This is a genomic window from Elizabethkingia occulta (genome assembly GCF_002023715.1).
In the GTDB taxonomy this organism is placed as follows: domain Bacteria; phylum Bacteroidota; class Bacteroidia; order Flavobacteriales; family Weeksellaceae; genus Elizabethkingia; species Elizabethkingia occulta.
Map to the genome: position 1 here is coordinate 85,423 of NZ_MAHX01000020.1, position 20,980 is coordinate 106,402.

Here is a 20,980-nt window from a genome sequence, read left to right on the forward strand (position 1 = left end):
TATGAAAATTGCTATTATAGGGGGGGCAGGTTTTGTGGGCACATGCCTTATAGAATTATTAAAAAGATCACCTCAATATGAATTATTAAATATAGATAAGAATCCGAGTAAAAAATATCCTGAAATTACCCAAGTTGGAAATGTAATGGATAAAAATACTTTAATTAACCAGTTACAAGGAGTAGATATTGTTATTTTGTTGGCAGCAGAGCACCGGGATGATGTAACACCTACTTCCCTATATTATGATGTGAATGTACAGGGAATGAAAAATGTACTGGAGGCGATGGAGGCTAATAATGTTAAACGTATTATTTTCACCAGTTCCGTAGCGGTATATGGATTGGATAAAGATAATCCGGATGAGTCTTTTCCTGCGGAACCTTTTAACCATTATGGAAAAAGTAAATGGGAAGCAGAACTGGTATTACAGGAGTGGTATAAAAAACATACTGACTGGAATATTAATATTGTGCGTCCGACCGTAATATTTGGAGAAGGGAATAGAGGGAATGTTTATAACTTACTTAATCAGATTGCCAATGGTAAGTTTATGATGATTGGTAGCGGAGATAATCAGAAATCCATGTCTTATATCGGAAATATTATTGCTTTCATCAAGTTTATGATTGAAGAAAAACAAACGGGTTATAATGTTTTCAATTATGTTGATAAACCTGACTTTACAACAAATGATTTAGTTCATCATACAGGGCAAATTCTGAATAAAAAAATCCCGACAACCCGTATTCCCTTTTGGCTGGGTATGATGGGCGGCTATGGTTTTGATCTATTGGCATGGGTAACCCGGAAAAAACTAAATATAAGTTCTGTCAGAGTGAAAAAATTCTGTGCTGTAACCCAGTATGACTCTACTAAGGCTATGTCATCTGGATTTGTTCCGCCATATAGCATGGAAGAGGGGTTAAGGAGAATGTTGCATCAGGAGTTTGGAAGTAATTAATATTAATGGAATTAAAAAAACAAGCAACTAAAAGTGCATTTTGGGCTTTTATAGAACAATTTAGTGCTCAATTGATAGGGTTTGGTGTAAGCTTGGTTCTTGCTAGATTGTTAATGCCTGAAGATTTTGGAACTATAGCTTTGTTTGGAGTAGTTATGAATGTTTCAGCTGTATTGATTAATGGAGGATTAACTAGTAGTTTAGTCAGGACTCAAAATGCTGATGATAGTGATTTATCAACTGTATTTTGGTTTAATATAGTAATAAGTTTTCTCATATATATTGTTATTTTTACTACCGCGCCTCAGATTTCTAATTTTTATAATAAGCCTATTTTAACCGAGTTAATAAGGGTGTATGCTATTATTTTAATAGTTGACTCTTTTGTGTCTGTGCAGGCAATGCGATTTGAAAAGGAGCTCGATTTTAAAACAACTTTTCGAATTAAATTACCATCCCTATTAATTGGAGGAGCATTGGGAATAGTGCTGGCATGGCAAGGTTTTGGAGTTTGGAGTTTGGTTTATTCAGCAATATTCAAAAATGTTATTAGTACAATTCAATATTGGTTTTATAGTGATTGGCGCCCTTCTTTTATCTTTAATAAGATTAAATTCAGATATCATTTCTCTTTTGGTATTCGTATTACAGCATCAGCTTTATTAGATGTTGTATTTAGTAGCTTATTTACTATTATAATAGGAAAAAAGTTTTCTTCAGTTGAATTGGGCTATTATGACAGGGCCGATGGATTAAAGCAATTACCAATAAATAATATTGCAGCGACATTAAATAGGGTCGCATTTCCTTTGTTTGCAAAAATAAGCCATGATAATGAAAGGCTTAAAAATGTGTATCAGGAAATGCTCAAACTTGTAATTTTTGTGATAGCACCTATAATAGGGATAATGATTATTGAAGCATTACCATTAATACGCTTTTTACTCACAGAAAAATGGTTACCAGCTGTTCCTTATTTTCAAATACTTTCACTTGCAGGTTTATTATACCCTATTCATGCTTATAATTTAAATATATTAAATGCTAAAGGGAGATCCGATCTTTTTTTAAAACTAGAAATATTAAAAAAACTACTTGTAATCATCATTATTTTACTAATGATACCTTTTGGAATGTATGGTTTGGTATGGGCACAGGTTATACTATCTGTGATGGCCTTGTTTATTAATACATTCTTTACAGGTAAATTTTTAAACTATAATATTTTTCAACAATTAAAAGACCTATTTCCAAGTATAGCTGTTGCAACTTTTATAGGTTTAATTTTATGGCTTTTTGACAAAGAAATTTTATATTCACAAAAAGACCTTATAAGAATAATTGTATTGACGACTTTATATTTAATCATATATTTTGGAATAACTTATATGTTAAGATTTAAAGAATTAATTTTAATAAAAAACATAATTTTAAAAAAATGATACCAGTTACTAAACCTTTTCTTCCTCCACAAGAAGAATATGATAGATATTTAAAAGGAATTTGGAAGCGTAATTGGCTAACCAATATGGGACCCTTAGCCAGTCAATTGGAAATGGAACTTAAAGATTATCTGAATGTAAATCATTTGCTTTTTGTAACGAACGGAACAGTTGCTCTGCAAATGGCAATAAAAGCATTGGAGTTGAAGGGTGAAATTATTACAACCCCTTTCTCCTTTGTTGCTACTACCAGTTCAATTGTATTGGAGGGCTGCAAGCCTGTTTTTGTTGATATAGATGAAGAATCTTTAAATATTGATGCAAGTAAAATAGAAGCAGCAATTACCGACAAGACTTCTGCTATTTTGGCAACACATGTTTATGGTAATCCATGCGATGTAGACGCCATTGATAAAATTGCTAAAAAGCATAACCTTAAAGTAATATATGATGCAGCTCATTGTTTTGGTGTAAAAATTAAAGATAAATCTATATTTGAATATGGAGATATTAGCATCTGTAGTCTGCATGCTACAAAATTATATCATTCTGTTGAGGGCGGTCTCTTATTTACAAGCGACCCGGATTTACTGAAAAAAATGGCTTTCATTCGAAATTTTGGAATTTCAGGTCATGATTCTTTTTCAGAACTAGGTTTGAATGGTAAAAATTCGGAATTTCATGCTGCGATGGGGCTTGTTAATTTACAATGGGTAAACCGTATTATTGAAAAAAGAAAAAAACTAACGGCCAGGTATGAAAAAAAATTAGCTGGCTTTAAAGCTTTTCGACCTCGCTGGCATGCTCATTCTGAAAATAATGGTGCTTATCTTCCTTTTATTTTGGAATCAGAAGAGTTATTGTTAAAAATAAAAGCCGTATTAGATAGTAGTGAAATTTTTACAAGACGTTATTTTTATCCTAGTCTTAGTACTAGTTTACCATATCTTCCAGTGACTCCAACACCTATATCTGATAATATTGCAAGAAGAGCTCTGTGTTTACCATTATATTATGATTTGACAGAAGAAGAGGTGGATTGGATCTGTAGAATTATTTTAAGAACTCAAAATAATTAAAGGATGAAAGTAGGAATTATGCAACCTTATTTTGTTCCATATATAGGCTATTTTAGTCTGATTAAGCATTCTGATTTATTTATTTTATTTGATCCTGTACAGTTTATCAGACATGGTTGGATCGAAAGAAACAGAGTGCTAAAACAGAATGATGGCTGGTTATATATTCAGGTACCCCTGATAAAGAATAATAGTAGAGAAACACTAATAAAGGATTGTTTAATAGATAATACAAAAGATTGGAAATCAAAGATAAAATCCCAACTACAACCTTATAAGAAGATAGCACCTAATTATTTTAAGGTACTGAAAATTATAAATAGTGTTTTTGATAAAGATTACCATACGATTGTGGATTTGAACAAATCTTTTTTAAAAGAAATTTGCACGTATTTAAATATTGAAAAAGAATTATATGTTTTTTCGGAGATGAATATAGAAATTGAGGAGCCGAAAGAAGCTGATGAGTGGGCTCTGAATATTTGCAAAAACATTAAAAGTGATAAAAAACTTCATTATATTAATCCAATAGGTGGTCTTGAGTTTTTTAATGTAGAGAAATATCATCAAAATAATATAGAAATATCATTTCAAAAAATGGATTTACTTCCGTATAACCAAAATCGGGAACCTTTTGAAGCCGGACTTTCTATTTTAGATGTGTTGATGTTTAATTCTCCGGAGGAAATAAATATTATGTTGGATCAATTTGAGTTAGTATAGTTTAAATGGAAAATAAAGCTATAGGAGGGTATTTTCAGTTAGAACTTTATGGGAATAAAACATTTCCATATTCAAATTTGATTCATTTGAATACAGCAAGGAATTGTTTGGAGTATATTTTACGAACCAGACGATATGAGAAAATATATTTACCGTACTTTACTTGTGATGTTTTATTAGAACCAATTAATAAAGTTAATATTGATTATCAATTTTATGATATTGATGATTCTCTGGAACCGATTTTTGACTATAATAAAATTGGGGAAAATGAAGCTTTTCTAATAACAAATTACTTTGGGATTAAAACACAATTTATTGAAGACTTGTCAAAAAAGAATAAAAATTTAATTGTTGATAATGCACAGGCTTTTTTTGCAGAACCTTCATTGGAAATTGATACTTTTTATTCTCCAAGGAAATTTGTAGGGGTTTCAGATGGTGGGTTCTTAGCAACAAATCAATTATTGGAAAATTCTTTAGAAACTGACTACAGCTGTGATAGGATGTCACATTTACTGAAACGAATAGATTCCTCAGCGGAGGATGGATATCCAGATTTTGTTGCGAATGATAAGATATTAGAAAATCAGGAAATAAAATTAATGTCTCATTTAACAAGAACAATTCTCTTAAGTATAGATTTTGAAAGAATAAAGAAACAACGGAGAGAAAATTATCTCTTTTTAAATGAACATCTAAAATCTAGTAATTTTTTAAAAATTGAATTGGATCAAAAAGATGTTCCAATGGTATATCCTTATCGTGTGAAAAATGCAAAAGAAATTCGGAATATATTAATTGCCAAAAAAATATATTGTGCTACGTATTGGCCAAATGTTTTGGAATGGAGTGATTATTCTGTTAATTCTTATCACCTAACAAGTGAAATAATTGCATTGCCGATTGATCAAAGATATAATCAATCTGATATGATTAAAATAATTGAAATAATTAATAACTAATAATTGTATGAATATTGTAGGAAAAAAAGTTTTATTAAGAGCTATAGAGTATAGTGATTTAGAGTTATTACATAAATGGGCAAACGATCCTTATATTAACACAATGATTGGGGGATGGCATTTTCCAACAAATATGAAAGATCAGCAGAAGTGGTTTGAATCTCTCTCCGTAGGTTCTCTTCATCAACGATTTGCAATTGATACTGAAGAATTAGGATTAATCGGTACAGCAAATTTGGTTGATATAAACTGGAAAGATAAAAATGCTCACCATGGAATGTTATTGGGTGACAAAGATATGCGTGGGAAAGGTTATGCTGTTGATACTATTATGACGATTATGAAATATGCATTTGAAGAGCTAGGACTTAATCGTTTAGATGGTTCTATTATAGAATACAATGAACCCTCTTATGGTGTTTATGTAAAAAAATGTGGTTGGAAGGACGAAGGGGTCCAGAGAGAGTGGTATTTTAGAAATAATAAATTTTGGGATAAAAAGATTGTTGGAATTACCCGAAAAGATTATTTCGAGTTGTTGGATAAAAACAATTATTGGGGTGAATAATTTTAAAATCGTTGATCAAACTATTGCAAAACCTATTGTCTCTGTTGCTATCCTTGCATATAATCATCAGGATTATATTGCGCAGGCAATTGAAAGCGTATTGATGCAGAAAACAAAATTTAGCGTGCAAATAGTTATTGCGGAAGACTGTTCTTCAGATAATACCCGATCAATTATTTTAGACTATCAAAAAAAATATCCTGAAGTTATAAAGTTGATTCTTCAGCATAAAAATGTTGGGGCAAGGCAAAATAACTATGATCTGTTGTCAAACCTTACAGGCCAATATATTGCAGCATTGGAAGGTGATGATTATTGGACAGATCCTGAAAAATTAAGAAAACAGGTTGATTACTTAAAGGCAAATCAGGATTGTAATCTTGTGTATCATCGATCAGAGATTTTGGATGAAGAATCCGGGAAAATAGAGTTAGAGACGCTAAACAATCCGGATTTTACCATGAAAAGGGATTTGAATTATTTGGCTTTAAACGGAAACTTTATGCATACAGCTACTGTTTTGTATCGTAATAATTTTAGTTTGCCACAGCACCTTTTTAAAGGAGTGATTGGAGATTATATATTATGGTTTTTAAATGGTGAAAAAGGTAAATATGGATATATTCCGGATATAATGTCTGTGTATAGATTTTGGGGGGGATCTGTCTGGGGCAAAAAGAGTCTATATTTCAGGTTACAGAGCTCTATAGAAATGCTTTGTGTACTTAGAGATTACACTGTAGATCATCGAGTAAAGAAAAGTCTGGGTAAAAAAATTACTACTTTAATAGAATTACTGCCCCTTAAAAGTCTGAATTTTAAAGAAAAAATAACCTTTATAATATTTATTCTGAAAGTTAAACCTTCTTATATTTTTGAATTTTTAAAAAGGGGAGGGAGATATATTGGAACGAGAAAATAATATCCATAATTGAACTAAGATAATAGATGATGAATATAAAATATTTAGTAACAAGAGGGTAGATTTTAAAATAATAACTATAATGAATTTTGGAAAAATTATCTTTATAAATGAGAAATAATATTTGAAATTACATAATAGTAAAATTAATAAAAAATTAAAGTTGAAGTTGAAATCATGAGTGTCTATGAAAAAACATTTATTAAAGATAAATATAATATTATTTTCGTCATATTACGTCCTTTGGTTAATAGGATATTGAACAGATGAATAAAGATGAATATTAATATGATCCCATTAATTTCCATAATAGTACCTGTTTATAAGGTAGAGCAGTTTATCCATGAATGTGTAGATTCTATTATAGATCAAACATATAATCATCTGGAGATTATTCTGGTGAATGATGGTTCACCGGATAGGTGTGGGGAGATATGCGAGGAATATGCGAAACAAGACCACCGTATTGTTGTCATACATAAAGAAAACGGAGGGCTTTCTTCTGCCAGAAATGCAGGACTGGATATATGTAAAGGCGAATATATTGCTTTTATAGATAGTGATGATGTGATACATCCTCAATTTGTGGAATTGTTGTATGCAAATATTAAAGAAGCGGATTTGGCTTTTTGTGAAATGCTTGGTTTTGACTCTCATCTTGGAATCACAAAAGAAGAGAAAATTGAAGATGTGCTAACAAAAAGATTTGGAAATAGAGAATTATTGTCTCAGATTCTAAGCTTTAAGGCTCCTAATGTAGTTGTGGTGTGTAATAAATTATATCATAGGAGACTGTGGGAGATAATAAAGTTTCCGGCAGGTAAAATTCATGAAGATGAATTTGTTATTCATGAAACTTTAGATCAGTGTAAAGAAATTGTTTTTATAGATGCAAAGCTTTATTACTACAGGAAACGGGAAGAGAGTATTATGTCTTCGGCAGGTAATGATAAAGGCGTTTTGGACAAGTTAGAGGCCTATACATTAAGACGAAAATATTTCTTACAGAAGGGAATGTTGAAGGAAGTGAAAGAAATGAATACTGCAATTTTAGAGCGTTGTGTTTTGCAAACGGTTACAAAGTATAACCCGTCTTGGAAGGAAATGAATATTAAAATTATTTTATTGCAAAATTCATTGTCCATATATATGAGAATAATCCTGCTTATAAAAAAAATAGATTACAGGCTGTATAGAGTACTTCAGAATAGTAATAAGTATATAAAAAAACAAAATGTAATTATTAAGAAAAGTCATGAGAAAGGAACTACTTTTCTGAATGTGTAGGTTTATATAATTAAAAATAAAAATTAATTAATACTAAATTTAAGTATAATTTTGATGCTTTCTATTATTATTTCTTCATATCAAGAACATTACTATCAAAATCTTGAAAAAAATATTCAGGAAACCTGTGGCATTGAATATGAAATTATTAAAGTTTATAATCCTGGTATTATGGGGATATGTGAAGCCTATAATATAGGGAGAAAAAAAGCTAAGTATCAGAATTTGCTTTTTATACATGAAGATACAGAATTTGAAACTAAAAATTGGGGTATTCTTTTGTTGGAGGAATTAAATCAACCTACTTGTGGGATCGTAGGTGTTGCCGGATCCCGATACCTTCCGAATGTGCCCATTGGATGGTGGGAATTAAATACAGAGACAGTCAGAAATTACACGCAATATGATCAAGGACAGTTTTATCGATATGAACTTGATGAATTTGCAAAAGTTGAAGTTTTAGATGGTGTTTTTTTAGCCATTAAGTCAGCTGTTTTTGATAAATATTTTTTTAATGAGTTACTTCAGGGGTTTCATGCTTATGATATTGATTTGTCATATCGGGTTTCACAAGATTATATAAATTATGTGACAAATAAAATTATGATTAGACATTTTTCAAATGGAAGCACCAATCAAGAATGGTTTTCCGCAATGCATAAATTTAGTGAGCTTAGAAGAACTTATACACAGAGTAACAGGCAAATTTTATCAAAACACGAAGGGTATGCACTATTTGTTCTGTACAAATATTTATTATCCTTTCCTCAAAAGCAAAAGAGTATGATTTTTAAATATTTTAATTTTAAATATTTAAGAATAACAGGTTTTTTAACATTCTTTAAATTTTATTTAAAATCAAAACTAAAAGTCAGCTTGAAGAATTGATATTTCTTATTAACTTCCTTTAATAGTATTAACTAAGTATAAAAGTATAGATTAGAAATGACTAATATTAAAACCATCGCCTTTTACCTTCCTCAGTTTCACCCCGTTCCCGAGAATGATGAATGGTGGGGTAAAGGATTTACGGAATGGACAAATGTAGCTAAAGCAAAGCCTTTTTTCAAAGGTCATTATCAACCTCATGTTCCTGCAGATTTAGGTTTTTATGATTTAAGACTCCCGGAAGCGAGAAAGGCACAGGCAGATTTGGCTAAGGAATATGATATTACAGCATTTTGTTATTGGCATTATTGGTTTGGAAACGGAAAAAGAATTTTAGAACGTCCTTTTAATGAAGTCCTAAATAGTGGAGAACCAGATTTTCCGTTTTGTCTTGCATGGGCTAACGAAAGTTGGTCTGGTATATGGCATGGGAATCCAAAAACAGTTTTGATGGAACAAAAATATCCTGGGATTGAAGATTATATTGCACATTTTAATTTTCTTCTTCCTGCATTTAGAGATTCCCGCTATTTTAAAGTTAATGGTAAACCTTTATTTATGGTTTATAAGCCTACAGAAATACCGGATTTAAACTTATTTGTGAATACTTTTAGAAGTCTGGCTGAAGAGAACGGATTAAAGGGATTACATTTAGTTGCTACTAATGTAGGTCCAGACTGGCCAGCCAGACAATATGGCTTTGATGCTTTGACTCCGGCTGTACATACTAAAAACAGCTATTTGCGCTCACCTAATAAATTTGTTGATTTATACCGCCGCGCAAAAACAAGTAGACTTCATAAATACTATAAAAAAATATTCAGAAAGCCAACAAGAATCTATTATTATAAAGATGCTGTCCAGGATTTTACGGAGGAGCATGGTGATAATATTTATTACCCTACGGTAATTCCCAATTGGGATAATACTCCCAGAAGCGGATTAAATGGTTTTGTATTACATAATTCGACTCCGGAGTTATTTAAGAAAGCAATGATTAATGCGAAAAAACTTGCAGAGACATATGATGATGATAATAAAATTATATTTATAAAGTCTTGGAATGAATGGGCGGAAGGTAATCATCTGGAGCCGGACTTAAAATTCGGGCGCCAATACCTAGAAGTGATCAAAGATGTATTAAATGATAAATAAGAATTGTAGTCTTAAAATAAACAGTAAGAATTTTTTGATATGAATTTCAAAAACTATATAAATGCAGATAGAATGGATTATTATCCAAAGTTATCAAAAGAAGCTTTTATAGACTGGCTGCTCAGGACAGAACAATACTGGTTGCGTAAATTTATCAAAAATTTAAGAAAGGAAGAATATTATACCTTTCATCGGCCAAATAAACTTTTGAAATATTATTATCAGAGAAAAAAAAATATTTTAGGGCGTAAGCTTGGTTTTTTTATTGCGGCGGGATGTTTTGATTCCGGTTTGAAAATATATCATTACGGATCTATTATTATCAATCCAAAGTCCAGAATAGGAAAAAATTGTACGATTCATGGCAACTGTTGTATTGGAAGCAAAGGAGGTTTTCCCGATGATTCTCCGGTTATCGGTGATAATGTGGATATTGGGCAAGGGGCTCAGATATTAGGTGGAATTACAATTGCAGACGGAGTAAAAATCGGCGCAGGTACAATTGTTACCAAGTCCATTTTGGAGCCTAATGTTACTGTGGTTGGTATTCCTGGAAGAATTTTAAATTGTAAATAATTAGAAATGAATATATATGAAAAGTTTCTAAACAAAATAGACTGGATATATAATGTAAATATGTCTAGGTATATTAAAAAGAAATTAAAAGTTAATATTCTTGAATTTGATGAGAGTATAGATTCATTGATTAAAGATAAATCTTCATTGGCAAGGTTTGGTGACGGGGAGTTTACTTTGATGCTTAATGGTGAGTTTTTGTATAACAGAAATATATCTCTTCGTTTTCAGAAAGCTAATCCCCAACTAAAACAAAGAATGATAGACATTCTGAAAGATAAAGATATATCTAAATATAATTTAAAGCTTGCAGTTCCGATAGCTTTGAAAGAATACGATGAAACATCATTGGTGCCTGATGCGTATACTTTTTGGGAGAATTACCTTCGTGAAAGAAGATATAAAATAACCAAATTATTAGAAAAACAGCAGGTTTATATTGATACATTAATAACGAGGTTTTATATGGACTTTGCAGATAAAGATAGCAGAAGGGTTCAGAAAAAAGTGAATCAACTAAAAAAGCTATGGGACGGTGAAGATTTATTAATAGTAGAAGGTGAAGGCAGTCGTTTAGGAGTAAATAATGACTTGTTTGATAATTCTTTAGGTATCAAACGTATTTTATGCCCTAATAAGGATGCATTTGACTATTATGATGAAATCTTGAAAACAGCCGTACATTATGGACAGAATAAAGTAATTATTCTTGCTTTAGGACCTACGGCAACAGTTTTGGCATATGATTTAGCAAGAGCAGGTTTAAGAGCTTTGGATCTTGGGCATATTGATATAGAATATCAATGGTTTTTAATGAAAGCTACGGAAAAGGTCGCAGTTCAGGGAAAAGTTATAACGGAAGTTTCTGAAAATCAGAGTGACGACGGTGGGTTTGTAAAAACTACAGGTCTGCGGGATGAAGATGTTCTGTGTCGTATTATAGCCAAATAAATAAGTAGAATTTATGATTGGTTTTTTATGAAAGTTTTACATGTTGTTACACGTATTGATTCAGGAGGCATTAGTAGTTTTCTGAGCAACTATTATAAATATATTGATAAGCAGAAAGTAAGCTTTGATATTGTTGCTATTGATACCGGAGAGAAGCAAGGCTGTCATGATTTGTTTGAAAACTTAGGAATGAAAGTCTATTATATGCCGAATAATATATTTCAGCGGTGTAGTTTTTTAAGAAAATTAATAAAAGCGGGGCAATATGATGTTGTTCATTCTCATATCGAACTTCAATCATCAGTATATTTAGCGGTAGCTGCAATGTCCGGTGTTAAAGTTCGTGTTTCTCATGCGCACCTTTCAAGAGCTAATCCGGGATTTAAAAATCAATTGTTGCGCTGTTTGATGAATGCTGTTGTCACAAAAAGAGTCGGGGCCAGTGACCTGTCCCTGAATGCTGTTTTCGGAGAAAAATATGCACAAACCGGACGTGTTATAAACAATGCTGTTGAGGTTAAAAAATTCTCGTTTGATGTAGAGGCAAGAAACCGATACCGTAAAGAATTGGGATTGGAAGATAAATTAGTATTAGGATTTGTAGGAAGATTATCCCACCAGAAAAATATATTCTTTTTGGTAAAAGTTTTTGCAGCATTGGCAAAGCAAAATCCGGATGTTGTTTTATTGATCATCGGGGATGGGGAGCTTAGAAAACCAATGGAAGAAGAATTACATAAAAATAATGTTTATGATAAGACCTTGTTTTTAAATGTCAGAGAAGATGTAAATACACTAATGATGGCCATGGACATTATGTTGTTGCCTTCTTTTTATGAAGGATTGCCTCTGGTTTTGGTAGAAGCGCAATGTGCTGCCTTGAAATGTATTGTTTCAGATGAAGTAACAAAATTGATCTCTATTACAGATTACATTATTTACAGAGGAATAAAAGATGATGATATAAAAAAATGGGTTCAGACAATTAACGAAATCGGGTGTAATTATAAAAGAGAGCCGATTGATGATATAATTACTGATAAGAATTTTAATATTCGGGTAGAAGCTGAAAAATTAGTGAAACTTTATGATGAATTAATTACAAGTAAAAAGTAAATGGAAAAATTATCCACAGAGGTCAATGAAGTACCAATAGTTATTGCGTTTACACCGAATTATTTTATTCCGGCAGCAACTTGTTTGTATTCAATTTTAAAGCATTCTCAAGAAGCAGAAAAGTTTCACGTGATCTGTTTGCTAACAGAGGAATTGCCTCAGCGAATGAAAGAAAATCTGAAAAAACTGGATGAGAATCGTATCCGGTTTTCTTTTATGAACTTAACTGGAAAACTTCAGGATATTTATATAGACGAACGTTATACTGTAGCGGCATCATATCGATTATTGTTACCTGAAATATTACCTGAGTATGATAAGGTACTCTATATTGATTGTGATGTTATCGTAAGAAACGATCTGGCAAAACTATATCATGAAGTTGATTTGGGTGACAATTATATGGCGGCAGTATATGAAGCCAGTCTGGATTTTCAGACTCCTTATTTAATATCTATAGGTTGTGAGCCGGGTAAATATATTAACTCCGGATTTTTGGTTATGAATTTAGCACAATTAAGACAGGATAATATGGTACCCAGATTTTTAGAAGCCGCAAAAGCAGAAGGTCTCCAATTCCCGGATCAGGATGTGTTGAATCAGTTATGCAAAGACAGAATATTAGGATTGCCTCCTTACTACAATAGTATCCGTACATTTTTTCTGCCTCAGTATAAAAAGGATTTTCTGCATTATTATTCGGAAGAGGACTGGGCGCAAATACAGCAACATGGTACAATACATTATACCGGAGACAAACCATGGAATAGTTTTACAATAGAATTTGGAGCCTGGTGGCAGTATTATGATCTGCTACCTGAGGATATTAAATCGGAAAATAAAGTAAAAAAGAAGTTGTATTATCTGGCAAAGGTATTGAATACAAAAGCGGGTAATTTTATTTTGCTAAAAATGCTATCTGTATATAGAAGTATGAAATAATTTATGATATATAAAATGAAAGCTAAATTATATAAATACGTGAAAGTAATTGATTATTTGCTAAAGAGTTACTTGAAAAGTACACTTCAGGCTGTTTATAATTCATTTAATTCTGTGATCAATGTTTGAAATAGTTAAAGTTTTCCTGTGGAGAGTGCTTAATTTTCCTAAAATAAGGAAGGAATATAATAAAACGAAGGCAAGCAGAAGTAAGTTAAATATATTGACTTCGGAAGCTACAATTAGTCATATCCTGAAATACAATTGTTCTGTAAGCCGTTTTGGTGACGGAGAGTTTCAAATGATGGGACATTATGTAGCGCAAGGGAATGAACAGAATTTTGGTGTAGATACATTTCAGAATTATGATGTGAAACTGGCCGAAAGATTACTTGAAGTATTTCAATCCTCATTGAACAACCATTTGGTCTGTATGCCTTATGCTTTTAAGGATTCTGCTGTTTCAAAACTAGGAGCCAGAATGTTTTGGGAACGTGAATGGAACGGGAGAATTGAAATGCTTAAGAATTTAAATCTTGATCGTTTATTCGGTGATACCAACTTTACACGGTTCTATATGGATCGTTTGGATATTAAAAATTATCCGGAGTATATAAAGCACCTGAAAAAAATATGGCAGGATAAAGACCTGTTAATCGTTGAAGGAAAAATGTCGAGGTTAGGTGTCGGAAATGATATGTTCGATAATACAAAAAGTATTGAACGGCTATTGTGTCCTCCCCAAAATGCCTTCCAACTGTACGATACAATTTTAGAGAAAGTAAAACGAAATGGTGAAAATAAACTGATTTTAGTGGCTTTGGGGCATACGGCAACTGTTTTAACCTATGATTTGTCGGCAGCAGGCCATCAGGCTATTGATATTGGTCATGTGGATATTGAATATGAATGGTACAAGCTTGGGGCAAAAAAGAAGGTTAAAGTACCCAATAAATACGTCAATGAAGTAATGCAGGGCCGGATAGATAAGGCCGATTTTGATTCAGTTTATCAATCGCAGATTATTGATGAAATCCAAACGATATGAAAAAACATACGTACCTAATAATGGCTCATAATGAATTTGAGGTATTAAAAGAACTTTTGTTGGCTCTGGACGATGATAGAAATGATATTTATATCCATTTTGATAAAAAAGTAAAGGAAATTCCTGAGATTAAGCTAAATAAATCAAACCTGTATATATTAGAAAATCGTGTTGATGTAAGATGGGGACATGTATCGCAAATAGAAGCTGAATATGCTTTGTTTGAACAGGCATTCAAGAATAATGAGGAATCAACCAGATATCATTTAATTTCGGGAACGCATTTCCCGCTGAAGAGTCAGGATGAGATCCATTTTTTGTTTGATCAGAATCCAGGTAAGGAAATATTAAGCTTTATCTATACAAATGATTATGAGGTTAAAATGAAATTAGGGCGGTATCACTTTTTTCTACGAAACTATAAACACAACAATATTATAGTTCAAAAAATATCTCATTTCTTATGGCTTATAATATTGAAAATACAAAATATCTTAAATATATATAGAATTGAAGATCCTAAGGTTACAATAAAAGCGAATAATTGGGTAAGCTTAACTCGTTCTGCCCTTGCTTATATAATAGACAAAAAGAAGGAAGTATTACAATATTTTAGATGGTCATTTTGTGGTGATGAGTATTTTGTGCCCTATTTACTGGAGAACAGTCAGGGTAAATTTGAAATAATTAATATGCCCGATTTATTGTTTAATGATTTTGTAGATGGTAGTCCACGAATTTTAAAAGATGAAGATTATGAGTTTTTAATAAATTCAAATTATTTGTTCGCAAGAAAATTCAGCACTGAGGCTTCTAATATTGTTAAAAAAATTTTTAAAAAAATTAAATCAGAATCATGAAACATTTCTGTCTTAATATATAATCAACTTGTTTGATGATTTATGGAAAAATTCTTTAAAAATAAGATTGACGCATTACAGGTGATCAGAGGTTATGCTGCGATACTGGTGGCATTATGCCATATCTGGAATGATGGATGGATACCTAAGATACTTGTTGTTCTGGGAGAATTTGGTGTAGATATTTTCTTTGTACTTAGTGGGTTTATAATGTGTTTAACTGTAAAACTAAATACAGGGTCCAATATAGGCAATGCCTTGTATTTTATGAAGAAAAGAATAAGTCGGATTTATCCGGTTTATATAATATGTGCTATTCCTCTACTGTTATTTGTGACAAAGGCAGAGGGGATTAAGGATGTATATTTTTATATTGGGAACTTGCTTTTGCTTCCGACTTTTACAGGGGATCCTAACTATCGTCTGGTATTAGGTCCGGGATGGTCCCTTACTTATGAAATGTTTTTTTATGTCATTTTTAGTGTTGTCCTTTTATTCTCTTCAGCCAGAAAGAATGTGCTGTATACTATTTTTTTTATATTAACAGGGGTTGTATTATTAGTGAATTTATTGGGTATGCAGGAGCCACAACTAGGTTGGGTGAATTTTAGCTATATAATAGGCGATTTTCGTTTGCTTAATTTTGCTTCCGGTATAATATGCTATTATTTATACATATATTTTAAAGAAAGAATAAATTTACATATTAATGTTAGTATTATCCTGTTGTTACTTATTAGTTTAATAGCAGCAGTATTAATTGATATACAAATACCACATTTTGTATCTCGTGGACTACCGGCAATGGCTATAATTATTATTTTCTCATTAACCGGTAACGCTTCACTGACAAAACCGGTAATGCAAAAGCTTGTTTTTCTGGGAGATGCTTCTTATAGTATATACCTGATACATTTTTATTTTACTTTCTTAAAATTTAAAGCCTTGAAAATGGCGGGGAATCATTTTTTTTCAGGAGAAATATTGTTGAATACAGTAGATTTTACCATGTTTATTTCATCGATAATTGCAGGATGTATGCTTTATGTTTTTATTGAAAAGCCAATTGTTAATTTTGTTTCTAAAAAAGTAAAAGCCTAAATGTTAATGATTAGAAATTTATACTTCATATACTATAACATATGAAACACGCCTACCTTATTTTAGCACACCATGAATATCCGGTATTAACACGCCTGATTCAGGCTCTTGATGACCCGAGAAATACAATTTTTATTCATTTCGATAAAAAGATCAAAGAACTTCCCCAGTTAGAAACAATTCATTCGGATCTGCACATCTTAAGGGAAAGAACAGACGTAAGATGGGGAGACATAAGTGTTGTAGAGGCTGAGTACAAGTTATTTGAAAAGGCAGTAGCAGTAGATGAATTTGCATATTATCACTTACTGTCAGGCGTAGACATGCCCCTGAAATCACAAGATGAAATTCACGATTTCTTTAATCAAAACCAGAGAAAAGAATTTATAGGATATTCCACGTATGATTATCGCTATGAGGTTGACCGGAAGGTAAATCGCTTTCATTTGTTCCCGGAAGATTTCAGACCTGCTCCGGGCGGAATGCCATTTGTCAGAAGGCTAGTAAGATTTTTTGCGTTAAAAATACAATATATGTTAAGGTACCGGAGAAACAGCGGGATAGATTTTAAAAAAGGAACACAATGGGTAAGTCTTACACATGATTTTATTAAATATACGATCAGTAAAAAAGATGAAGTCTTAACAATGTACCGAAATACTTTTTGTAGTGACGAAATATTTATACACACACTTTGCTGGAACTCTGTATTTAAAGACCGGATTTTCAATCCGGATCATGAAGGAAAAGGCTGTATGCGTATGATAGGCTGGAAAGATGGAGTACTTTATGATTGGGAAAATAAAGATTATGATGCTTTGATACAATCAGAATATTTATTTGCCCGAAAGTTCAATAGTAAAAATATTGAGTTGGTTAATCGTATTTTAAACAGAATATTATAAATTTTATAAAAAGAGAATATGCCATTATTACTACCTTTAGTTTCAATTATTATGCCTGTTTACAATGCGGCAGATACACTGCATATAGCATTGAATTCCATTTTATCACAAACATATCAAAATATAGAGGTTATTATTATTAATGATTGTAGTAAAGATAACACAAGTAATATTATTAATAGATATATAGCTAAGTTGGTTAAGGGTGAGGATGTTCCTATAAAAGTACTCAATCACGAATCCAATCGGGGGGTAGCTGCTGCACGTAATACTGGGCTGGACAATGCTTCCGGAGCATATATTTACTATGTAGATGCAGATGATTATATTGAAAGAAATGCAATAGAATTAATGGTTGAAGAAATAATAAAGACGGAAGCAGATATTATTGGTTGTAACTGGTGTTTATCATTTAATCATAATGAACGCAAAATGAATCAACCTTCTTTTGTGAGTTCAGGTGAAGCGATACAAAAAATGTTGCATGGTACTATGCGCTGGAACCTATGGCTTTTTGTTGTAAGGCGTTCTTTATATGAAGACAATAATATTCGGTTTATCCCGGGGATGAATATGGGTGAAGATATGATGGTTATGATGAAGCTATTTACTCATGCAGATAAAGTGTCCTTTATTGATAAGGCTTTATATCATTATGGCCAGTCTAATGAAGGCTCATTAACAAAAATGTATACAGCACAACATAGACTAGAAGTAACAACTAATTTAGAAGCTATAGAAGAATATCTGAAAAATAGAGGCTTTTTAGAAAAAATAGGAGATGGAATTAATTTTCTAAAGCTGAATATTAAATTACCTCTCTTGATTTCTGATAAAGAATCAAATTATAAACAATGGGAGAAATGGTTCTCGGAATCGAATAAGTTTGTAATGAAAAATAAAGAGTTGCCTATGCGAACCAGATTGTTAGAATGGTTTGCAGTAAAGAAACAATACTGGATTTTAAAGCTATATTATAATCTGGTGATTCGTTATATTTATGGTATTATTTATAAATAAAAAGAAAATTATAATTATATGTTGCGTTTAATCCCTTATTTATTAATTGGAGTCCTAACTAGTTTTTATTTTTTTCCAATAAGCTTTACATTTCTGCCTGAAAGTGTTAATACCAAAATGATACTTGCTGTTATAGGAATTATTTTTGCAGTATACCGGTGGATAAAAGAAGAAAATATTAAGATAAATAAAGGACTCTTAATTGCAATAGGTATTGCAATAATATTTTCATTGATTTGTTTTATTTCAACAGACATTAATTATACAAATGATTATTCGTATGCCAGCTATATTGTGAGCTTTTCCGTATGGCTGGGCGGGGCATATGCAATATGTGCATTTATACGGGCTGTACATGGTTATGTAGACTTCAAAATAGTGACACTATATTTAGCAGGAGTTGCCTTTACACAATGTATTTTAGCTATGATGATTGATAATATCCCGGTATTTCAACATTTAGTAGACAGCATAGTGATGCAGGGACAGGAGTTTTTTCAGGAGGTTGACCGTTTGTATGGTATAGGAGCAGCATTAGATCCTGCAGGAGTTCGTTTTTCTCTGATATTGGTCATGATTGCTGGACTTTTGGCAAATGATGAAGATATACGGCAAAATAACATGGCTATTGCAATGTTATTAATTGCTTTTTTTACTATTGCAGTAGTGGGAAATGCAATATCGAGAACTACCATTTTAGGAGTAGCAAGCGGAATCATATATTTTGTAATTTCTTCAGGATTATTCCGTTTATTGGTTAAGTATGATTCTGTCAGGTTGGGGGTATTATTTGGAGGGTTGTTACTTGTTGCTATTGTGGTTTCAGTTTATTTGTATAATTCAAATACTTCTTTCTATAATTATATGCGCTTTGCTTTTGAAGGCTTCTTTAACTGGGTTGAAAAAGGGGAATGGTCAACGAGCTCCACTGAAAAATTAAATCGTGAAATGTGGATCTGGCCCAACGACCAAAGAACATGGCTAATTGGATCTGGTCTTTTTGATAGCTTTATTTATGGTACAGACATTGGTTACTGTCGTTTTATACTATATTGTGGTTTAATAGGGTTTTCTGTGTTTGCTTTTTTATTTGTTTATTTAGGTCTTTTTTTCTTTTCCAAAGTCCCAAGGTATGGTTTGATGTTTTTAATCTTTATAGCTATGACATTTGTAATCTGGATTAAAGTGGCGACAGATATTTTTCCTGTTTATGCATTGTTCTTTTGCTTAGATCAATTTGTTATATCTCACACAGAAGAGGTTTCGTATGAGAATAGTATATAGTATTCTTGGCACTTTTAATTCCGGGGGAATGGAAAGGGTGCTTGCCAATAAAGCAAATTATTTTGTCGCTTTAGGGTATGATGTAAGCATTGTAACCACGGATCAAAAAGGACGATCTTCTTATTTTCAGTTGGATAATCGTATTCAACAATATGATCTGGATATTAATTATCATGATAATGAATCAAAGAACTTGTTAGTTAAACTGTTAACTTATCCTCAAAAGCAGAAACTACATAAGATTAAGTTTGAAGAACTTTTAAGAAAATTAAAAGCTGATATTGTTATTTCAATGTTCGACAATGATTCTTCCTTTGTATATAAGTTGAATGACGGAAGTAAAAAGGTACTGGAAATTCATTTTTCCAGATTCAAACGTATTCAGTATGGAAGAAAAGGAATATTGGGGATAATTGATAAATACAGGAGTATTAATGACTTAAAATTAGCCCGAAAATATGATCGTTTCGTTGTACTTACTGAGGAAGATAAAAGTTATTGGGGAAACTTGTCTAACATAGAAGTAATTCCTAATGCTAATAGCTTTATTCCATCAGATCGGGCAAGCCTTATGAATAAGAGAATAATAGCAGTAGGGCGCTATGATTATCAAAAAGGGTTTGATGAACTAATCAAAATTTGGAAAACGATATATGATCACAATCCGGATTGGAAGCTTGATATTTTTGGAAATGGTCCTTTAAAAGACGAATTACAAGATATGATTAAAGATTTGAATCTTTTAGATGTTGTTCGATTGCATCCACCAGTGAAAGATATTGAGAGAGAATATTTTGAAAGCTCAATTTTGGTTATGACATCCCGTTATGAAGGATTACCGATGGCTCTGTTAGAAGCTCAGGCATGTGGATTACCGATGGTAGCTTATGCATGCAAATGCGGGCCAAAAGATATCATTAAGGATGGAATTAATGGTTACCTGATTCCGGAAGGAGAGTACCAGTTAATGAGTGATAAGTTACTAACATTAATAAATAATATTGAGCTGAGAAAAAAAATGGGAACTATGGCTGAACAATTATCACATAATTTTTCTGAAGAACATGTAATGAAACTTTGGACCAATTTATTTGAAAGATTATTAAAATAGAGAAAAGTAAAGTAACACTTTGTATACAGATAAAACCTTAAATGATATGGAAATATTTGATTAATTCTATGTG

21 protein-coding genes are annotated in these 20,980 nt (G+C 31.8%); all 21 read left to right on the forward strand.

What is annotated here, in order from left to right; translation table 11 throughout:
* The first annotated feature begins 1 nt into the window (after window position 1).
* The 21 genes from BAZ10_RS16430 to BAZ10_RS16530 all read left to right on the forward strand — a co-directional run bounded on the left by BAZ10_RS16430 (window position 2) and on the right by BAZ10_RS16530 (window position 20,907).
* On the forward strand, window positions 2-964 hold the full coding sequence (locus BAZ10_RS16430) for an NAD-dependent epimerase/dehydratase family protein (protein WP_078772950.1): 963 nt from the start codon (window positions 2-4) through the stop codon (window positions 962-964).
* A 5-nt stretch (window positions 965-969) separates the two neighbouring features.
* Entirely contained in the window at window positions 970-2,406 is a 1,437-nt protein-coding gene (locus tag BAZ10_RS16435) for a lipopolysaccharide biosynthesis protein (protein ID WP_078772951.1), read from the forward strand.
* Window positions 2,403-3,485, forward strand: coding sequence for a DegT/DnrJ/EryC1/StrS family aminotransferase (locus BAZ10_RS16440; RefSeq protein WP_078772952.1), 1,083 nt, complete (start codon window positions 2,403-2,405; stop codon window positions 3,483-3,485). The genes BAZ10_RS16435 and BAZ10_RS16440 overlap by 4 nt, the downstream gene beginning before the upstream one ends.
* A gap of 3 nt (window positions 3,486-3,488) precedes the next feature.
* Window positions 3,489-4,208: a WbqC family protein gene (locus BAZ10_RS16445; RefSeq protein ID WP_078772953.1), complete on the forward strand. Its 720-nt coding sequence runs from the start codon at window positions 3,489-3,491 to the stop codon at window positions 4,206-4,208.
* A 5-nt stretch (window positions 4,209-4,213) separates the two neighbouring features.
* On the forward strand, window positions 4,214-5,173 hold the full coding sequence (locus tag BAZ10_RS16450; protein ID WP_078772954.1) for an aspartate aminotransferase family protein: 960 nt from the start codon (window positions 4,214-4,216) through the stop codon (window positions 5,171-5,173).
* A gap of 7 nt (window positions 5,174-5,180) precedes the next feature.
* Complete coding sequence (locus tag BAZ10_RS16455; RefSeq protein WP_078772955.1) at window positions 5,181-5,741, forward strand: GNAT family N-acetyltransferase; 561 nt, start codon at window positions 5,181-5,183, stop codon at window positions 5,739-5,741.
* A complete protein-coding gene (locus BAZ10_RS16460; protein ID WP_245803849.1) occupies window positions 5,734-6,663 on the forward strand; it encodes a glycosyltransferase in 930 nt (309 codons plus the stop codon). The genes BAZ10_RS16455 and BAZ10_RS16460 overlap by 8 nt, the downstream gene beginning before the upstream one ends.
* A 288-nt stretch (window positions 6,664-6,951) precedes the next feature.
* Complete coding sequence (locus BAZ10_RS16465; RefSeq protein WP_165690102.1) at window positions 6,952-7,950, forward strand: glycosyltransferase family 2 protein; 999 nt, start codon at window positions 6,952-6,954, stop codon at window positions 7,948-7,950.
* 54 nt (window positions 7,951-8,004) lie between these two features.
* The gene (locus tag BAZ10_RS16470; RefSeq protein WP_078772957.1) at window positions 8,005-8,838 is read left to right on the forward strand and encodes a glycosyltransferase; all 834 of its coding nucleotides are present in this window, start codon (window positions 8,005-8,007) and stop codon (window positions 8,836-8,838) included.
* A 57-nt stretch (window positions 8,839-8,895) separates the two neighbouring features.
* Complete coding sequence (locus BAZ10_RS16475) at window positions 8,896-9,993, forward strand: glycosyltransferase WbsX family protein (RefSeq protein WP_078772958.1); 1,098 nt, start codon at window positions 8,896-8,898, stop codon at window positions 9,991-9,993.
* Between the two features lie 39 nt (window positions 9,994-10,032).
* A complete protein-coding gene (locus BAZ10_RS16480) occupies window positions 10,033-10,569 on the forward strand; it encodes a serine O-acetyltransferase (protein ID WP_078772959.1) in 537 nt (178 codons plus the stop codon).
* A 60-nt stretch (window positions 10,570-10,629) separates the two neighbouring features.
* On the forward strand, window positions 10,630-11,520 hold the full coding sequence (locus BAZ10_RS16485; RefSeq protein ID WP_245803850.1) for a GT-D fold domain-containing glycosyltransferase: 891 nt from the start codon (window positions 10,630-10,632) through the stop codon (window positions 11,518-11,520).
* A 27-nt stretch (window positions 11,521-11,547) separates the two neighbouring features.
* Complete coding sequence (locus tag BAZ10_RS16490) at window positions 11,548-12,636, forward strand: glycosyltransferase (RefSeq protein WP_078772961.1); 1,089 nt, start codon at window positions 11,548-11,550, stop codon at window positions 12,634-12,636.
* The gene (locus tag BAZ10_RS16495; protein ID WP_078772962.1) at window positions 12,637-13,578 is read left to right on the forward strand and encodes a glycosyltransferase family 8 protein; all 942 of its coding nucleotides are present in this window, start codon (window positions 12,637-12,639) and stop codon (window positions 13,576-13,578) included.
* A 121-nt stretch (window positions 13,579-13,699) separates the two neighbouring features.
* A complete protein-coding gene (locus BAZ10_RS16500; RefSeq protein ID WP_078772963.1) occupies window positions 13,700-14,626 on the forward strand; it encodes an SP_1767 family glycosyltransferase in 927 nt (308 codons plus the stop codon).
* Complete coding sequence (locus BAZ10_RS16505; protein ID WP_078772964.1) at window positions 14,623-15,486, forward strand: beta-1,6-N-acetylglucosaminyltransferase; 864 nt, start codon at window positions 14,623-14,625, stop codon at window positions 15,484-15,486. The genes BAZ10_RS16500 and BAZ10_RS16505 overlap by 4 nt, the downstream gene beginning before the upstream one ends.
* Before the next feature lie 42 nt (window positions 15,487-15,528).
* A complete protein-coding gene (locus tag BAZ10_RS16510; protein ID WP_078772965.1) occupies window positions 15,529-16,587 on the forward strand; it encodes an acyltransferase family protein in 1,059 nt (352 codons plus the stop codon).
* Between the two features lie 41 nt (window positions 16,588-16,628).
* Entirely contained in the window at window positions 16,629-17,492 is an 864-nt protein-coding gene (locus BAZ10_RS16515; RefSeq protein ID WP_078772966.1) for a beta-1,6-N-acetylglucosaminyltransferase, read from the forward strand.
* Between the two features lie 18 nt (window positions 17,493-17,510).
* Window positions 17,511-18,512, forward strand: coding sequence for a glycosyltransferase family 2 protein (locus BAZ10_RS16520; protein WP_078772967.1), 1,002 nt, complete (start codon window positions 17,511-17,513; stop codon window positions 18,510-18,512).
* A gap of 117 nt (window positions 18,513-18,629) precedes the next feature.
* Complete coding sequence (locus BAZ10_RS16525) at window positions 18,630-19,796, forward strand: hypothetical protein (protein ID WP_245803851.1); 1,167 nt, start codon at window positions 18,630-18,632, stop codon at window positions 19,794-19,796.
* Window positions 19,780-20,907, forward strand: a complete 1,128-nt coding sequence (locus tag BAZ10_RS16530) for a glycosyltransferase family 4 protein (RefSeq protein ID WP_078772969.1) — start codon at window positions 19,780-19,782, stop codon at window positions 20,905-20,907. The genes BAZ10_RS16525 and BAZ10_RS16530 overlap by 17 nt, the downstream gene beginning before the upstream one ends.
* Window positions 20,908-20,980: the final 73 nt, after the last annotated feature.

Excerpts from the sequence above, each read along its gene's own strand:
- BAZ10_RS16430 (WP_078772950.1), top strand. The coding sequence starts at position 2 with ATGAAAATTGCTATTATAGGGGGGGCAGGTTTTGTGGGCACATGCCTT.
- BAZ10_RS16435 (WP_078772951.1), top strand. The coding sequence starts at position 970 with ATGGAATTAAAAAAACAAGCAACTAAAAGTGCATTTTGGGCTTTTATA.
- BAZ10_RS16440 (WP_078772952.1), top strand. The coding sequence starts at position 2,403 with ATGATACCAGTTACTAAACCTTTTCTTCCTCCACAAGAAGAATATGAT.
- BAZ10_RS16445 (WP_078772953.1), top strand. The coding sequence starts at position 3,489 with ATGAAAGTAGGAATTATGCAACCTTATTTTGTTCCATATATAGGCTAT.
- BAZ10_RS16450 (WP_078772954.1), top strand. The coding sequence starts at position 4,214 with ATGGAAAATAAAGCTATAGGAGGGTATTTTCAGTTAGAACTTTATGGG.
- BAZ10_RS16455 (WP_078772955.1), top strand. The coding sequence starts at position 5,181 with ATGAATATTGTAGGAAAAAAAGTTTTATTAAGAGCTATAGAGTATAGT.
- BAZ10_RS16465 (WP_165690102.1), top strand. The coding sequence starts at position 6,952 with ATGATCCCATTAATTTCCATAATAGTACCTGTTTATAAGGTAGAGCAG.
- BAZ10_RS16470 (WP_078772957.1), top strand. The coding sequence starts at position 8,005 with ATGCTTTCTATTATTATTTCTTCATATCAAGAACATTACTATCAAAAT.
- BAZ10_RS16475 (WP_078772958.1), top strand. The coding sequence starts at position 8,896 with ATGACTAATATTAAAACCATCGCCTTTTACCTTCCTCAGTTTCACCCC.
- BAZ10_RS16480 (WP_078772959.1), top strand. The coding sequence starts at position 10,033 with ATGAATTTCAAAAACTATATAAATGCAGATAGAATGGATTATTATCCA.
- BAZ10_RS16485 (WP_245803850.1), top strand. The coding sequence starts at position 10,630 with ATGTCTAGGTATATTAAAAAGAAATTAAAAGTTAATATTCTTGAATTT.
- BAZ10_RS16490 (WP_078772961.1), top strand. The coding sequence starts at position 11,548 with ATGAAAGTTTTACATGTTGTTACACGTATTGATTCAGGAGGCATTAGT.
- BAZ10_RS16495 (WP_078772962.1), top strand. The coding sequence starts at position 12,637 with ATGGAAAAATTATCCACAGAGGTCAATGAAGTACCAATAGTTATTGCG.
- BAZ10_RS16500 (WP_078772963.1), top strand. The coding sequence starts at position 13,700 with ATGTTTGAAATAGTTAAAGTTTTCCTGTGGAGAGTGCTTAATTTTCCT.
- BAZ10_RS16505 (WP_078772964.1), top strand. The coding sequence starts at position 14,623 with ATGAAAAAACATACGTACCTAATAATGGCTCATAATGAATTTGAGGTA.
- BAZ10_RS16510 (WP_078772965.1), top strand. The coding sequence starts at position 15,529 with ATGGAAAAATTCTTTAAAAATAAGATTGACGCATTACAGGTGATCAGA.
- BAZ10_RS16515 (WP_078772966.1), top strand. The coding sequence starts at position 16,629 with ATGAAACACGCCTACCTTATTTTAGCACACCATGAATATCCGGTATTA.
- BAZ10_RS16520 (WP_078772967.1), top strand. The coding sequence starts at position 17,511 with ATGCCATTATTACTACCTTTAGTTTCAATTATTATGCCTGTTTACAAT.
- BAZ10_RS16525 (WP_245803851.1), top strand. The coding sequence starts at position 18,630 with ATGATACTTGCTGTTATAGGAATTATTTTTGCAGTATACCGGTGGATA.
- BAZ10_RS16530 (WP_078772969.1), top strand. The coding sequence starts at position 19,780 with ATGAGAATAGTATATAGTATTCTTGGCACTTTTAATTCCGGGGGAATG.